Source organism: Streptomyces sp. NPDC058955 (assembly GCF_042741435.1).
Lineage (GTDB): Bacteria > Actinomycetota > Actinomycetes > Streptomycetales > Streptomycetaceae > Streptomyces.
In genome coordinates this window covers 103058-118406 of the sequence record NZ_JBHYKM010000006.1, presented here as the reverse complement: position 1 = coordinate 118406, position 15349 = coordinate 103058, and the positions used below count along the sequence as shown (strand labels likewise).

The following is a 15349-nucleotide window of genomic DNA, read 5'->3' as shown; positions in this document are numbered from 1 at the left end:
ACCCGGGGCGGGGGCCGCGCGCGGGGGCGGGGGCCGCCGCGGCCCCGCGGCCCCTGCTCGGAGGGGACGTCGGCGGCGAACTGCCGGTGGAACTTGCCCGGTTCGATGACGAGTTCGGTGCCGGTGCCGCCGCCGGGCAGCGGGTACGACCGCGGGTTCACGGTGTCGCCGAGGGTCGAGCCGGGGAACCGGGCGGCGAGTTCGGCCGCGCTCTCGCCCTTGTCCGGGGTGAACGCGGCGATGTAGACGAGGGCCTTGACCCGGTGGTCGCCCAACGCGGCGCCGCTGATGACGGCGCCGCCGTAGGAGTGGCCGACCAGGACGACGGGTCCGTCGACGGCGGCCAGCACGCTGCGCAGGTAGGCGGTGTCCTCGGCGAGGCCGCGCAGCGGGTTGGCGGGGGCCAGGACGGGGTAGCCGGCGTGCTGCAGCCGCCGGATCGTGCCGCTCCAGCTGGAGGCGTCCGCGAACGCCCCGTGGACCAGGACGATGGTGGGCTTGGGCGCGTGCCGGTCGGCGCCGGCGGCGGCCTGTCCGCTGGCCGGGGCGGCGCCGACCAGGGCGGCCAGCGTCGCAGGGAGAGCGAGGCCGAGGGCGAGGGTGCGCCTCGTGGGATGCATGGGGGTTCCTTGTCGGGTGGTGGGACGTTCGGGTGTACGCGGCCGGGCGGGCGGGTACGCCGGGCGGGTACGCAGGTCAGGTGGGGTGCGGCGATCGGGCCGGGCGGGTTCGCCACTCAGGCCGGACGGTGCGGCGGCCGGGCCGGGCGGGTGGGGTGGTCGGGCGGTGTCCGGCTCAGAGGCCGTACGCCTCCAGGAGGCGGAGCCAGACCTCGCTCACCGTCGGGAAGGCGGGCACGGCGTGCCACAGGCGCTCCACGGGGACCTCGCCCACGATGGCCACGGTGGCGGTGTGGAGGAGTTCGGTCGCCATAGGGCCGGTGAGCGTGCAGCCGACGACGACGCCCCGTGCCTCGTCGACGACGAGCTTGGCGAGGCCGCGGTAGTCGTCCGCGTGGAGCGCGGCACCGGCGACGTCGTCGATGCGGTACTCCACCACGCGGACCGCGAGGCCCGCCTCGCGTGCCGCGCGCTCCGTGAGGCCGACGCTCGCGACCTCGGGGCGGGTGAAGACGGCCTGCGGGACGGCGACGCGGTCGGCCTCCGCGCTCCACGGCTGCCGGCCGCCGGTCTCGGCGGGGCGTCCGGCGGCCCGCTCCGCGATCGCCGCGGCGCAGGCACGGGCCTGGTACTTGGCCATGTGGGTCAGCGGCGCACGGCGGTTGACGTCGCCGACGGCGTAGAGCCAGTCGCCCTCGACCGCGGTGACCCGGCAGGTGTCGTCCACCGGGAGCCAGTCGCCGGCCGGCAGTCCCACGGAGTCCAGGCCGAGGTCCGCGGTGCGCGGGCGCCGTCCGACGGCGGCGAGGACCTCGTCGCAGACGAGGGCGGCGCCGTCGTCGGTGTGCACGGTCACCGCGCGGGTGTCGCCGTCGCGGGCGACCCGGACGGCCGACACCCCGAAGCGGATCGTGACGCCCAGATCGCCCAGCCCCCGGGTGACCTCCTCTCCGGCACACGGCTCCCAGCCGGTCAGCAGGGCCTGGTCACGGACCAGCAGGGTGACGGAGGCGCCGAGCGAGCGCCAGGCGGTGGCCATCTCGCAGGCCACCACGCCCCCGCCGATGACGACGAGCCGCTCGGGCACCGCATCGGCCGTGGTGGCCTGCCGGTTGGTCCACACACCGATCCGGTCGAGCCCCTCGACCGGCGGAAGGGCGGGTTCCGTGCCGGTGGAGACCACGACCGCGCGCCGGGCGCGCAGGGTACGGACCGTGCCGTCGGCCCCCGTCACCGCCACCCGGCGCTCACCGGCGAGCCGTCCGTGCCCCCGTACGAGCGCGACGCCCGCACCGTCGAGCCAGTCGGCCTGGCCGGTGTCGTCGCCGCGCCCGGTGAAGCGGTCGCGGCGGGCCAGCACGGCCGCCGGGTCGAGTGCCGCCGTCACCGCCTGGCGGGCCCCGTCGGCCGACCGCGCGGCGGCCAGGGCCGCACCCGGCCGGAGCAGGGCCTTGCTCGGCACGCAGGCGCGGTACGAGCACTCGCCGCCGACCTCGTCGGCCTCGACGACGACGGCGGTCAGTCCCGATCGGACGGCCCGGTCGGCGACGACCTCGCCGGCCGGTCCGCCACCGACCACGACGACGTCGTAGGTGTCCATCAGCCGCGCACCAGCGGGGTGTCCACGAGGTGCTCGGCCAGGAACCACACCTGCGCCTCGCCGGTCCGGACCACGTCGGAGACGAGCAGGTCGGTGCTGCCCTCGTCGCCCTCCTGGGAGAGCCGGGCGGCGGCGTCCCGCGCGTCGATCAGGATCCGCTCGTGCGCGTCGAGGAGCCGCGACAGCATGACGGGCACCGGCTCCACGCCGTCCGGCGGCCTGGGGACCGTCGTCAGCTCCGCGACGTGGCGCGGGTCTCCGACGGCGACGCCGCCGAGGCTCTGCACCCGCTCGGCCAGCGCGTCCACGATGGCCAGCTGGGCCTCCGCGTGCTTGTCGAGCATCAGGTGGAGCGAGTAGAAGGTCGCCCCGCGCATGAGCCAGTGGTGCTTCTTGTAGAGGGAGTAGAGGATCTGCGTGTCGGCGAGGACGCGGTTCAGCCGCTGGCAGGCGTACATGCGGGTGTCGTGCCCGAGGCCGATCGGCAGCTGCTTGAGCGTGCCGAACGCCTGGGTCTCGGCGCCCTTCTGGTGCAGCAGCGGCTGGCCGCCGCCGTGCGGGGTCGTGAGGGTGTCCATCGGGTGCTCCTGTTCGGGAGAGGGGGGTGGGAGTGCTGGGGGGAAGGGCCCGGCCGGCCGGGCGGGGGAACGCGGACAGCCGGACCCGGTCCGCGCGGCTCGCGCTCAGCGCTCGGCGTTCGCCGGGGCGGGGAGCCGGTGCAGCACGAGCCGGGTGAGGAGTCCGCTGCCGAGACCGGCCACGAGCGCGAGCGCGGCCCACCACAGCGGGTACGGCGTGAGGCCGAGGACCGCGTCGAGGGACCAGGCGCCGGGGCCGGTGGCGGCGAGGGCGGCGGCGGTGCCGATGAGGACGAGCGGGTACTCGTATCCGTCGTTCTGCACCCAGAGCCCGTGGCGCCACTTCACGGTGAGCGCGACCGTCATGACCCCGATGGCGCCGGTCGCGGCGAGCGGGGTCAGCAGGCCGGAGGCGAGCAGCAGACCCGAGCCGATCTGCCCGCCGCCCGCCGCCAGCGCGGTGAGGGCACCGCCCCGGAAGCCGTCGGCGCGGAACTCCTCCGTCCCGCCCTGCAGTCCCTTGCCGCCCAGGTGCGAGCTGACCTTCTGCACCCCGTGCCCGGCGACGAGCAGTCCCACCAGCAGACGCAGGATCAGAATGCCGGTGTCCACGGAGGTCAGCCGGCCGCGTGCGCGCCGATGACCGACTGCGCGTACACGACACCCAGGCCGTACGCGCCCGCGTGGGCCTTGACGATCTCCATGACGTCGCCGTACGTCTCCTGGCGCGCCCAGTCGCGCTGCAGCTCCAGCAGCACCTGGACCCAGGTCACCGGGACGGCGCCGGCGGCGATCATCCGCTGCAGGGCGTGCTCGTGGGCGGCCGGGCTGACGCCGCCGGAGGCGTCGGTCACGACGTACACCTCGTAGCCCTGCTCCAGCGCGGAGAGCGCGGGCAGCACCAGGCAGACCTCGGTCCACAGGCCCGACAGGACGATCTTCTTGCGACCGGTCGCCTTGACCGCCGCGACGAGCGCCTCGTCCTCCCAGGCGTTCATGGTGGTGCGGTCGATGATCTCGTTCTTGGGGAACACCTCGGCGAGCTGCGGCAGCAGGGGGCCGGAGAAGGACTCGGCGGCGACCGTGGTGAGGACGGCCGGCACGTCGAACGCCTTGGCCGCCTTGGCGAGGCCCACGGTGCTGTTGATGATCGCGGCGCGGTCGCCGCTGCCGGTGCCGAAGAACATCTGCGGCTGGTGGTCCACGAAGAGCATGACCGCGTTGTCGGGCGTGAGCAGGTCCTTGCTCGGAGCGGCCTGCACCTTGTCGATGTCGAACATGAGGGGTCCTTTCGAAGCCGTCGGATGGGTGCCCACCGCCTCCGCGGCTCGGCACGCCCTCACGCTACGAGCGACCCGACCGCCCGAGTTGACCTCCTGCGCCCAGGGGTTGGCACGACAGCGCACAACCGGTCGAGGACGGACGCCGCACGGTGCCACCGGCGCGAACCGCGCTCGGCCGCGGCGCCGGCGCCCCTCGCACGGGGGCGCGCCGGTCACGAGCGGGCGGCAGGTCGGGGGCCCTGGGGATACCGTCGGGACATGGAGCGAATCCGGGCTGCCCTGGTCGACATCGACGGCGTCCTCACCGTGTCCTGGAAGCCGCTGCCCGGGGCGGTCCGGGCCCTGGAGCAGGTGCGCGAGGCCGGGCCGCGGGTGGCGCTGGCCACGAACAACACGTCACGGACGCGGGCGGCCATCGCCTCGCGGCTGGCCGGCCTCGGCTTCCCCGTCGGTGCCGGGGACATCCTGACCGCCCCGGTGGCGACGGCGGCGCATCTGCGGGAGCACTTCCCCGGTGCGCGCTGCCTGCTGCTCAACAGCGGAGACGTGCGGGACGATCTGGAGGGCGTCACGCTCGTCGAGGAGGGTGACGCCGACGTCGTCGTGCTCGGGGGCGCGGGGGCCGAGTTCGGCTACGAGGCCCTCAACCGGGTGTTCCGGCAACTGCGGCGCGGGGCCCGGCTGGTGTCGATGCACCGGAATCTGTTCTGGCGCACCGAGGGCGGGCTCGACCTGGACACGGGGGCCTTCCTGGAGGGGCTGGAGAAGGCCGCCCGCGTCGAGGCGCAGGTGACGGGCAAACCGGCTCCGGCGTTCTTCGCGAGCGCCCTCGGTCATCTCGGCGTCGACGCGTCGGAGGCGCTGATGGTCGGCGACGACATCGAGTCCGACGTGCTGGCCGCCCAGCGGTCCGGCATCACCGGCGTACTGGTGAGGACGGGGAAGTACCTGCCCGAGACGCACCGCGCCGCCTCGGGGACGCCCGACCACGTCCTGGACTCCTTCGCCGACCTGCCCGCCCTGCTCAACCGGAGGTGACCGCGGGCGCGGTGTGCGGCGTCCGCAGGGCGGTGGCGATGCCGTGGGCCAGGAACGGGATCCGGTGCGCGGGGACGCCCGCGATGTTGATGCGCCCGGCGGCCGTTCCGTAGATGCCGGACCGGCGGCGCATCCGGCGCATCCCGTCCGGCGTCAGGGGCAGCATCGAGAACATGCCCTTCTGGTGGGCGAGGGACCGTGCCTCCTCCTCGTGCCCGAGGGCGCGGAGGTGGGCGACGAGGTCGGTCCTGTTGGCCGTGATCCGGTGGCGCATCGCGTCGAGTTCCGCGAGCCATTCGGTCCGCAGGCCCTCGTCGTCCAGGACGGTGGCGACGATCGCGGCGCCGTGGTCGGGCGGCATCGAGTACAGGGTGCGGGCGGCGTTCTGCAGGGCGGTCTCGACGTGCCGCAGGGTCCGCTTCGACGAGCCGAGGACGATGGCGCATCCGGTGCGGTCGCTGTAGAGGCCGAAGTTCTTCGAGCAGCTGACGGCGATCAGCACCTCGGGAAGGCGTTCCGCCAGCATCCGGGTGGGTGCCAGGTCGGCGGCGAGTCCGTCGCCGAGGCCGTGGTAGGCGAGGTCGACGAAGGGGACCCAGCCGTTGGCCGCGGCGAGGGCGGCGAGCGCCTCCCAGGTTCCGAAGGAGGGGTCCACGCCGGTGGGGTTGTGGCAGCAGCCCTGCAACAGGACGACGTCGCCGCGGTGCGCCTCGGCCAGGTCGTCGAGCATGCCCTCGGTGTCCGGCCGACCGGTTTCGTCGCGCCAGCGGTAGGTCCGGACGGTGAGCCCGGCGCCTTCCAGGATGGGGCGGTGGTTGACGTACGCGGGGTCGCTGATCCACACGGTGGCGCCGGGGCGCGTCTGCTGGACGAGGTCGGCGAGGAGGCGCAGGGCCCCGGTGCCGGCCACGGTCTGGACGCCCGTCGCCCGTGCGGTCAGCTCCTCGGAGCCCAGGACGAGCGACAGCATGGCGCGGTTGAAGGCGGTGTTGCCCGACAGGCCGAGGTACTCCTTGGTGCCGGAACGTTCCGCCAGGTGGATCTCGGCCTTCCTGACCGCCGCCATCACCGGGGTGACCCCGCTGGGGTCGCGGTAGACGCCGAGGACGAGGTCGAGGCGCTCGGGGCGCGGGTCGGCGGCGAACTCCGCCGCCAGGTCCCACAGCGGGTCCACGGGCGGGGCGGGAAGAAGCTCAAGCATCGGGGGAAACCTTGGTTCGGGGGCGCCGGTTGGCGAGTGCGACGCCGAGGGTGATGAGGGGGACGCCGACCACGACGGGCAGGGTCGGCGACTCGTCGAGCAGGGGCACGGCGAGCAGGACGACGGCGACCGGGCTGAGGCTGCCGACGACCGAGCTGCGTTCCGGGCCGAGCCGGCGGATGGCGAACGCGTACAGCAGCCCGGCGCACAGGCCGACGCCCAGGCCCTGGACGACGAGGAAGAGCAGGATGTCGCCGCCGGCCGCCCGGGCGAGGCCGGTGGGCAGGACGCCGGTCAGGGCGAGGAGCGCGATGACGGCGAAGGACGGCAGGCACAGCAGGCCGATCGACCCGACGGGGTCGAGGTCCACCTCGCGCAGCCCCACGGTGTACAGCGCCCACAGACCGCTGGCGACGAGCAGCGTTCCCGTGCCGAACAGGACGTCGGCGTCGAGGGCGGCGGTGTAGCGCCAGACCAGGGCCACGACCCCGGCCACGATGAGGGCGAGACCGGCCGCCTGCGTCCCGCGCGGCGCGCGCTTCCCGCCGAGGACCATGAGGGCGGAGACGAACAGCGGCACCATGCCGGGCACGATCGCCCCGACGAAGGCGGCCGACGTCAGCGATCCGCCGTACATGGCGGCGAGGAAGAACGGGACCCCCGCACCACAGATGATCTTGACTGCGGGGCCCGGCCGTACCGCGGCCAGCCGGCGCCGACGCCGCCACAGCGCGGGCGCCAGGATCACGAGGGGCACACCGAACCGCAGCAGGGCGGCGTCGGCGGGCAGCAGCGTGGAGGCGCTCAGCGCGCGGGCGCTGAGGGCGAACGCGGCCCAGATCGCCACGGTGAGCACCAGCGCGACCATGCCCACGCCCTGCGGGGACAGGCCCCGGGGACGGGCGGCGGCGAGCACCTGCGGCCCTGGCGTCCGCTCCGATTCCGACGCGACCGATTGTGGTGCGACCACCGACGATTCCTCCCGCTCTGGACGTACGGGCGGACCGAAAGCCGGCATGTGCCCCGGCAAGCAACGCTAGAGCTGGAGCCGGGGCAGATGATTGCCAGTTCTGCCCTCCGGACATAGCGTGAGGGCAGAATCTGCCAAGGAGTGACGATGGACGCCGTGGACTTCCAGATCATCCACGAGTTGCAGGCGGACGGCCGGCTGACCAACCAGGACCTCGCCGACCGGATCCGCCTGTCCCCCTCCCCCTGCCTGCGCCGGGTGCGCCGCCTGGAGGAGTCGGGCCTGATCAGCGGTTACACGGCCACTGTGGACCAGGTCGCCTTCGGCCTGCCGATCACCGTCTTCGTACGGATCAGGCTGGAGCGCCACACCGCCGAGGCCGTCAACGTCTTCGAGGAGCACATCGGTCTCATCGATCACATCCAGGACTGCTATCTGATGGCCGGCAGCAGCGACTACCTGCTCCGCGTCGTCATCGAGAGCCTGGAGGCGTACGAGACCCTCGTACGCACCCGGATCCACGCCATCCCGGGCATCGCCTCGATCGAGTCGAGCTTCGCCTTCGGCAGCGTCAAACAGTCCCGGGTGTACCCACGACCGGGGCTCCCGGCGCGACCGAAGGCCGAACGCGCCGGGAGGTGACCCTCGGCATTCGTCCACCGGCCGATTTAACCCGGCTGAACGATCACGCCCCACGGTTCGCGAGCGCGCCGCGCATGAGGAATCCCGGCTTCCATTGACACCCGGGACGGGAGGTTGGATTCTTGATCGGTCGCCGAGTGAACGGAGTATTCTGTGGCGGATCTGGAAATTGAACGCAAATTCCAGGTGATACAGGACTGGGAAATACCGCGGAACAGCCGTCGGGTCCGCATACGCCAGGCGTACCTGTCCACGCCGGAAGCGGCGCTGGAGGTGCGCGTCCGCTCGATGGACGAGACGTGCCTGATGACGGTGAAATCGCCGGCGGCCGCGCACGGGGAGGGGGTGAACGTCCGCTCGGAAGTGGAGTTCCCCATCCCCGCCGCAGAGTTCCGGCGGATCTGGGAAATGACGACCGACCGGATCGAAAAGGACCGGTGGTCGGTTCGGCTGGATGATTCCTCGGACGCCCTTGAGGCGGTTGTCGACGTCTATGCGGGCGCGCACGCGGGGCTTCGGGTGGTCGAGGTCGAATTCAATGACGTGGAACAGGCACGGAATTTTCGGCCGCCGTCGTGGTTCGGACCGGAGGTGACGGGGCGGAAGGAATGGGGGAACCGCCATCTGAGCCGGTCGAACGCGCGCCGCTGATCCGTCCCCGCTCGGCCCGTCCCCGCTCGGCCCGTCCCTGATCGGCCCGTCCTTGATCCGGCTCGTCCTTGATCCGGGCCGTCCCCCTCCCCGGTGCGGCCGTGCCGCGGCCCGGACGGAGGGCCACGGTGCGGCGGTGCGCAGACCGGTTCAGGTCAGGGAGGTGCGGGCGGCCGCACGGCGTGCGGCCAGGAGGAGCATGCCGGAGCCGGCCGCGAACCAGGCCCCTCCCACGGCGAGTTCCGTCCACAGCGCCCCGGCGTCCCAGGGAGCGTTGGCGAGGTCCGCGTCCACCAGGCGCATGGCGTTCGTGAGCGGTACCGCCTCGCTGAGGGGCCGGAGGAGAGCCGGCAGGTCGTGCACCGGGACCAGGGTGCCGGTCAGCATCATGAGGACCAGTTCGGCGGCGTTCGGTCCGATGAAGAGGTCCTCCACCACCAGGGCCAGCGCCGCGAGGGCCATCCCGAGTCCGGCGGCGGCGCAGACGCCCACCGCGAGGATCGCCGCGAACGTCGGCACGTCGAGCGGGAAGACGCCGTAGAGCAGACAGCAGATCACGTACGTGCACATTCCGCCCACGAAGCCGTCGGCGAGGTGGGGGAGGGCACGCTGGCAGGCGGTGCCGAGTTTGTTCTGGGGCGATGCCAGCCAGGAGCCGAGGGTGCCGAAGGACCTCTCGTTGCCGACGGACAGCGCCATGCCGTACAGGACGGCACCGGCACCGGCGAGCAGGCTCGATCCGGCCAGCATCCTGCCGATGCCCGCACCGTAGTGGGACGACAGCGAGGTGAAGGCGATGGCCATGCCGATCGGCCGGACGATGCGGGAGCTGATGTACCCCAGCGGGTTGAGCCAGGTGAAGAGGGCCCGGTAGGAGAGCAGCGCCCCCCGCACCACGTCGTACGAGCCCTCCCGGAACCGGTGCGGGGTGGTCGGTCGCGTCGCCATGGACATCAGAACTCCAGGGGAAGGGCCTGGCGGCGGGCCAGGTGCTCCACCCGCCGGACGGACAGGACAACCAGGACGGTGAAGGCCGCGGTGAGACCGAGCGCGTACACCAGCTCGACGTGGTCGCCCCCGCGCACCCAGGCCATGGCGTGGGACTGCGGGAGGAGTTCGGCCACGGCCCTGGCGGGCGCGGGGAGCGCCGACTGCGGTACCACGAGGGCGCTGAGGGCCATCACCAGGCCGGTCAGCCCGTTGGTCATGCCCGCCGAGTACGGGTAACGCAGGACGCAGAAGCCGAGCAGGCCCACCACCGCGGACGTGGAGAGGGCCAGAACGAGGCCCCCCGCGAGCCAGCGTCCCCAGGCGAAGGTGTCATGGACGCCCCACAGCAGGGCGAGGACCACGAAGGTGCCGGGAAGCGCCGTCAGCGACTGCACGGCGATGCCGGTCAGACGCCCCAGGACCACCGGCACCATGCCACCGGGGCTGCCGAGGGCCGCGTACAGGGTCTTCCACCGCTTCTCGCCCATCATGCTGAAGACGACCAGCACGATGATCGAGTCGAGCATGCCGATGCCGGCCGAGCCCACGGCCAGGTCGCTGGTGGCCTCTTCGGCGCCGCCGGCCGCGACGGCCATCCGGTGGACGAGGAAGGCGAAGACGCACGGCATGGCCAGGGTGGAGAAGACGGCCATCGGGCTGGAGGCGTGCAGGCGGAGCTGGTCCACGACGGCCCGCCGGAAGGTGGGCAGGAGGCCGAGGCGGAAGCGGGCCGCGGACGCGCGGAGCGACACGGTGCTCATGACGCCGACACCACGTCCAGGAAGACCTCCTCCAGCGTCGGAGGAGTGACCGAGATGCTGGTCGTGGCGGAGGGGAACGTCGCCAGGATCCACTGCACCGAGGCCGCGCCGTCACGGACGCGCAGGGTGGCGGAGCCGTCCTTGCTCTCCTGTCCCATGAGGCCCGGGCAGGTGCCGAGCCGCTCCGGGACCTCGCCGTCGGCGAACTCCACCCGGACCGAGTGGCCCATGCGTTCCGCGGCGGCCGTCCGGAGTCCGGCGGCCGTCGACTCGGTGTGGACCCGGCCGTCCTTCATGAGCACGATGCGGTCGCTGAGCTGCTCGGCTTCCCGCATGTCGTGCGTGGTGAGGAGAATGGCGCGGCCTTCGCCGGAGAGCCGGGAGACGAGGGCGCGCATGGAGGCGGCCGACTGCGGGTCCAGGCCGGCGGACGGCTCGTCCAGGATGATCACCGCCGGATCGTGCAGCAGGGCCTTCGCGATGTGCAGCCGCTGCTTCATGCCGCGGGAGAAGGACGACACCATGTCCTTGCCGCGGTCGGCGAGACCGACCTCCGCGAGCAGTTCCTCGGCCCGCCGGTCCAGCGCCGCTCCGCGCAGGCCGTACATCAGCCCGAAGAAGGTCAGGTTCTTCACGGCCGACAGGCGCGGATAGAGGCCGTTGTCACCCCCCAGGGTGAACCCGCACGCGAGGGAGGCTCGGCGGCGGTCGCGGACGACGTCGTGGCCGTCGAGGAGGACCGTCCCGGACGTCGGGAGGAGGAGACCGGTCAGCATCTTGACCATGGTGGTCTTGCCGGCTCCGTTGGGGCCCAGCACGGAGACCAGTTCTCCGGCACGGACGGTCAGGTCGATGTCGTCCACGGCCCGGCGGACCGAGCCGTCGGGGGTGGTGAAGTCCCGGCGGAGGTTCTTGACGACCAACCGGGCCGGGTGCGTCCCCTGGTCGGGGACGGCTGCAGGGCTTTCTGCCACCATGACGCGTGCACTTTCTGGGGGGGGCGGACAGGAGGACTTGCCGGACACGTCCCGGGACGTGCCGGACGTGTCCCGGGACGGGCGGGGCCTACGGCGCGAGGGTCAGTCCCGAGAGGCTCATGACCAGCGGTGCCGCCGCCGTGGAGAGCGGGCCCGGCGCGTAGGAGACGGACTCGCCCACGGCCAGGACCGCGGCCAGGAAGTCACCGGCCCCGCCGGCGACCGCCAGGGGGGCGAAGACCTCGCGCCGCCGACCGTCCACGGTGCGGACGATCCTCAGCCGGAAGGCCAGGCGGCCGCCGGACCGGAGCAGTCCCACGCCCAGGCTCCGTACGTCGACGACGACGGCGTGCTCGCCGGCGTACGGGTCCGGAACGGTCCCGCACGGCGCCAGGCCGACGTTGTGCGCGGAGGGCTTGGGGAAGCTCTCGGCAGGATCCCAGCGCGCGTGTCCGGTCAGCGGGCCGGCTTCGCCGCCCGCCGTCCCGGGCAGGGCGCGCAACCGGCTCGCGACGCGGTTCTGCGTCCCGTCGCGGCCGACCAGTTCGGTGCGTGCGGTGGCCGTTCCCTCGCAGTCGAAGGCCCCCGCCGCCCGGCCGCCCGGAGCTGTCGGGTCGTCGATCACCGCGGTACGCAGGGGTCCTGCCCCGGTCAGCGGCGTGACCAGCAGCGTGGTGGTGAGGTGCTGGAGCAGCTGGGCCGTGGCGGTGGGGCTGAACACGACCTGGTCGCCGTCGAAGGCCCGCGCGCCCGAGGCGTCGCTGCCGGTGGCGAGTGCCAGTTCCCTGCCGAGGCCCTCGACGTCGACCGTGTCCAGACCCGCGGCGTAGCGGGTGAGGACGGTGGTGCTCCCCGTGTCGGGGCAGCGGGCGACCGCCTGGAGCTCCACGCCCCGGCGTACGCCCGCGGCGCGGGCGCCGTGCGACCGGGCGAAGAGCGACTCGCCGACGATCTCCGTCAGGTGGACGCTCTGCAGCAGGGCGGACGACCCGGCGGCGGACCGGATGACGTCGACGACCGGGGACGGATCCGCGGCGAACGTCTCCAGGTCCAGGGGCAGGCCCGTTTCCCAGTGCCCTTCGAAGGCCACCGCCGTGGTGCGGGGGTCGGCGGCGGGGGCGTACGACGGCAGGCCCTCGGCCAGACCGTGCAGCTCCCGGCCGAGGGCGATCAGCTCCGGCACGTCGGGGACGGTGACCTCGGGCAGGTTGAGGTAGCACTCCCGGCCGTCGGCGGCCAGTGCCAGATAGCCGCTGTGGGAACCGTCGTGCACCGAGAGGCCCTTGCGGCCGGACTCCGTCTGGACCGCGAGGCTGCGCCGGGCGGTCCTCTCCAGGAAGAGGCGGGACCGTTCACCGGGCCGGAGGTGGTGCTCCACCGCGTCGGCCACCGCGAGCGCCCCGGGCATCGCACTGTCGATCCGCCTCATCCCGCGCTCCAATCCAGTGCGGCGAACCGCATGGTGGGTGAGTAGATGCCGATGCCGATCATCTGGCCCTGCTTGCCGCAGCTGACGCTGTCGCCGCCGACGTCCGCTCCGATGCCCTCGACGCGTTCCAGCGCGTCCAGGGCGTCGCCGAAGAGGCTCACGTCGCGGACCGGGACGCGGTGGCCGTCGGGTGTGAGGAAGGTGCAGTCGAGTGCGGAGAACGAGTACTCCCCCGTCATCAGGTTGATCATCCCGGCCCCGAGGCATCCCACGTACAACAGGCCCTGCGGCCCGACGGCGAGGAGCTCCGCCGCGCGGTCTCCCCCGGGTCGGACGACGGTGTTGCTCGCCCGGGGTATGGCGAGGTCGCGGTAGCTGCGGCGGCGGCCGTTGCCGGTCGGGGCGTCGCCACTGCGGTGCACGGTGCGGACGGAGGCCAGGGGCGCGCCGATGTCACCGCCGGACAGCAGGGGGGTGGTGCGGGCCGGTGTTCCCTCGTCGTCGATCGCGTAGGAACCGTAGCCGTCGGGGAGGGTGGGGTCGTCCTCGACGGTCAGGGCGGGGGGCAGGACGCCGGGGCGGCGCAGCCGGGTCGTATAGGGGCTGCCCAGGGCGAAGTTGTCGCCCTCCAGGGCGTGGCCCACCAGTTCGTGCAGGAATCCGGCGCCGGCGGAGGGGCCGAAGACGACGGGGGTGCGCCGGGGGCCCGCGAGGGTGGCGACGGAGGCGTCCAGGGCGTGGTCCAGGGCGACGCGCACGAGGTCCTCGGTGCCCCGCGCGGCCTCCGCGATCGCCGCTCCCCGGAGCACTCTCCTGTTCATGCCCCGGTACGGGTGGCCGCCGACGGTCACCGTGGCCTTCACGCGCTGGCGCAGCACCCGGTCCGCGCAGGCCGCGCGGACGCCGTCGGTGTCGGCGACGGCGAAGGCGCGCGCGGTGAAGTCCTCCATGACCAGGAGCGAGTACTCCGTGCGGGGGTCGGGGGCCGGCCACTGCCCCGCGGGGGTGGGGACGTGTCCGAGGGGACGGGGTCCCCTCAGCAGGGCGTCGGCGGGCGCGTCCCCCGTGGAAGGCGACGCGGACGCGTCCAGCCAGGAAGCGAGCCGCCCCAGTGAGGACGGGGTGACGTGCCGGTACCGCCAGCGGGCGCCCTGCCGGACCAGGCAGCCCACACCGGTCATCGGTTCGAGGCCCGTGGCGAGGGTCTGGCCGTCGTACGCCTCGGAGTGCACGGTCAGGCTGCGGGAGGCGTAGACCTGGGCGTAGTCCGCGGCATCCGCCAGCTTCGCCAACGTCCACTCCGCCAGTTCGAGCAGCCCTTGCTCGTCGGGCGCCGGCTCATCGTGCCGGGGGGCTTCCTGACTGTTCATCCGGCGTCCTCAGACCGCGTCGAGGGCGGCGTACGGGGTCGTGGAGACGAGGGACTTGGCCTTCAGGGCGTCCAGGACCGTCCCGATGCGGGCGTCGTCGAGCGATGCCAGGGAGGGGACGTACGCGGCCAGGGCGGTGACGCCGGCGCTGATCTCCTCCTGCGTGCGGCCGTCGCACAGGGCCCAGACGTAGGCGATGTGCTCCTTGAGGACGAGCTGCCGGCGCAGCTCCCAGTGCAGCAGGACGCCCGTGTCCACGGTGAGCACGTTGTACGAGGGGTTGCGCCAGAACCCGTCCGCCGCGGGCGCGGACTCGGCCGGCCGGACCGGCCACGCGTCGACCGGGACGCTCGCCGAGCCCAGGAGCTGCGCGACGGCGATCCAGGTCTGGGCGAAGAAGATCAGCGCCTCGGCCTGTTCCGTACCGCCCTCCGCCCAGCTGCCGCGCTGGTAGGAAGTGAAGGCGTCCATCGGGAAGTTCTTCAGCCCGAGACGGTGGAGCTGCTTGTAGACCCACTTGTTGCTGAAGTACAGGTCGCCGGAGGCGAAGACGACGGCCTTGCCCGCGTGTGCGGTCAGGCGCTGGCCGGCGTAGGCGGCGGTGTCGAAGTCGCCCTCGACCGCGGCGCCGAGGAAGTCCTCCAGGGCACCGTTGATGGCGATCGCCGCGTAGTTGACCGCGGTGCGCTGGATGTCGGGGAGCGAGGTGTCCACCTGGCGGCGGAGGGCGTCGAGTGCGGGCGAGTCCACCACCGTCTCGGAGCTGCGGAGCCGGAAGACGAAGTCCAGGGGGTCCGCGAGCTTGTGGAGGTCGGTCAGCCGATCGCGGTGCAGCCGGAAGGAAGCGACGTCCTCGACGGTCCGGCGGGCGCGGGCGACCGTGAAGCGCTCGACGTCGACGCGGTGGCCGTCGACGCTGTACTGCGTCGGGAAGTCCTCCTCGTCGGAGTCGGTCTCGCACAGCACGAACAGGTCGGCATCGCTGGTGGGGTTGCCGAGACCGGCGGTGAGGCTGCCGGCCAGGTACACCGAGTCCACCGCTGGGTTCTGTTCGGCGATCACGTGGCCCAGTCGCCGGGCCGCTTCCATCTTCTCAGCAACGACTGAGCGTGCCATGTCCGAACAGGTCCCTTCGTCCGCCGCCGGGGGGGGGGGTGGGGCGGGGTCCGCCGGGGGGGTGTATGTTTGTGGGATTTTTGCGTTGTTGTGGTATTTTTGGTGGTTATGGGGTTTTTGTGA

The 15349-nt window shown here is 73.0% G+C and carries 16 protein-coding genes; 3 read left to right on the top strand and 13 right to left on the bottom strand.

All coding sequences use genetic code 11. The features are described from left to right. The 5 genes from ACFW1I_RS04825 to ACFW1I_RS04805 all read right to left on the bottom strand — a co-directional run. On the bottom strand, positions 1-620 hold a 620-nt coding region (locus ACFW1I_RS04825), incomplete at its 3' end, for an alpha/beta fold hydrolase (RefSeq protein WP_384666078.1). Between the two features lie 175 nt (positions 621-795). Continuing rightward, positions 796-2220, bottom strand: coding sequence for a dihydrolipoyl dehydrogenase family protein (locus ACFW1I_RS04820; RefSeq protein WP_384666076.1), 1425 nt, complete (start codon positions 2218-2220; stop codon positions 796-798). Beyond that, positions 2220-2798 (bottom strand): Dps family protein, encoded by a 579-nt coding sequence (locus tag ACFW1I_RS04815; protein ID WP_384666075.1) that lies wholly within the window; start codon positions 2796-2798, stop codon positions 2220-2222. Before ACFW1I_RS04815 ends, ACFW1I_RS04820 begins: the two co-directional genes overlap by 1 nt. 105 nt (positions 2799-2903) lie before the next feature. Then, complete coding sequence (locus ACFW1I_RS04810; protein ID WP_384666073.1) at positions 2904-3410, bottom strand: DoxX family membrane protein; 507 nt, start codon at positions 3408-3410, stop codon at positions 2904-2906. A gap of 5 nt (positions 3411-3415) precedes the next feature. After that, entirely contained in the window at positions 3416-4078 is a 663-nt protein-coding gene (locus ACFW1I_RS04805; protein ID WP_189805841.1) for a hydrolase, read from the bottom strand. Between the two features lie 261 nt (positions 4079-4339). Here ACFW1I_RS04805 and ACFW1I_RS04800 point away from each other — a divergent pair, with 261 nt between their 5' ends. Beyond that, positions 4340-5119, top strand: coding sequence for an HAD-IIA family hydrolase (locus ACFW1I_RS04800; RefSeq protein WP_384666071.1), 780 nt, complete (start codon positions 4340-4342; stop codon positions 5117-5119). Here ACFW1I_RS04800 and ACFW1I_RS04795 read toward each other — a convergent pair. Both ACFW1I_RS04795 and ACFW1I_RS04790 read right to left on the bottom strand, forming a co-directional pair. Next, positions 5106-6320 carry an aromatic amino acid transaminase gene (locus ACFW1I_RS04795; RefSeq protein WP_384666069.1) on the bottom strand — a complete coding sequence of 405 codons (1215 nt, stop codon included), beginning with the start codon at positions 6318-6320 and terminating at the stop codon, positions 5106-5108. The two genes, ACFW1I_RS04800 and ACFW1I_RS04795, sit on opposite strands and share 14 nt — an antisense overlap. Then, positions 6313-7290, bottom strand: coding sequence for a DMT family transporter (locus ACFW1I_RS04790; protein ID WP_384666067.1), 978 nt, complete (start codon positions 7288-7290; stop codon positions 6313-6315). Before ACFW1I_RS04790 ends, ACFW1I_RS04795 begins: the two co-directional genes overlap by 8 nt. A 147-nt stretch (positions 7291-7437) precedes the next feature. Between ACFW1I_RS04790 and ACFW1I_RS04785 the strand changes: the two genes are divergently transcribed. Both ACFW1I_RS04785 and ACFW1I_RS04780 read left to right on the top strand, forming a co-directional pair. Next, a complete protein-coding gene (locus ACFW1I_RS04785; RefSeq protein WP_384666065.1) occupies positions 7438-7932 on the top strand; it encodes an Lrp/AsnC family transcriptional regulator in 495 nt (164 codons plus the stop codon). A gap of 153 nt (positions 7933-8085) precedes the next feature. Continuing rightward, on the top strand, positions 8086-8583 hold the full coding sequence (locus ACFW1I_RS04780; RefSeq protein WP_384666063.1) for a CYTH domain-containing protein: 498 nt from the start codon (positions 8086-8088) through the stop codon (positions 8581-8583). Between the two features lie 150 nt (positions 8584-8733). Here the strand turns inward: ACFW1I_RS04780 and ACFW1I_RS04775 are convergent, their stop codons facing one another. The 6 genes from ACFW1I_RS04775 to ACFW1I_RS04750 all read right to left on the bottom strand — a co-directional run bounded on the left by ACFW1I_RS04775 (position 8734) and on the right by ACFW1I_RS04750 (position 15226). Next, positions 8734-9531, bottom strand: a complete 798-nt coding sequence (locus tag ACFW1I_RS04775; RefSeq protein ID WP_384666061.1) for an ABC transporter permease — start codon at positions 9529-9531, stop codon at positions 8734-8736. Between the two features lie 5 nt (positions 9532-9536). Then, on the bottom strand, positions 9537-10334 hold the full coding sequence (locus ACFW1I_RS04770; RefSeq protein WP_384666059.1) for a hypothetical protein: 798 nt from the start codon (positions 10332-10334) through the stop codon (positions 9537-9539). Then, a complete protein-coding gene (locus ACFW1I_RS04765; RefSeq protein ID WP_384666057.1) occupies positions 10331-11311 on the bottom strand; it encodes an ATP-binding cassette domain-containing protein in 981 nt (326 codons plus the stop codon). The genes ACFW1I_RS04770 and ACFW1I_RS04765 overlap by 4 nt, the downstream gene beginning before the upstream one ends. Positions 11312-11399: 88 nt before the next feature. Beyond that, positions 11400-12740, bottom strand: coding sequence for a metallopeptidase TldD-related protein (locus ACFW1I_RS04760; RefSeq protein ID WP_384666055.1), 1341 nt, complete (start codon positions 12738-12740; stop codon positions 11400-11402). After that, complete coding sequence (locus tag ACFW1I_RS04755; protein WP_384666053.1) at positions 12737-14110, bottom strand: TldD/PmbA family protein; 1374 nt, start codon at positions 14108-14110, stop codon at positions 12737-12739. The genes ACFW1I_RS04760 and ACFW1I_RS04755 overlap by 4 nt, the downstream gene beginning before the upstream one ends. A gap of 9 nt (positions 14111-14119) precedes the next feature. After that, entirely contained in the window at positions 14120-15226 is a 1107-nt protein-coding gene (locus ACFW1I_RS04750; protein WP_384666051.1) for a nucleotidyltransferase domain-containing protein, read from the bottom strand. Between the last annotated feature and the right edge of the window lie 123 nt (positions 15227-15349).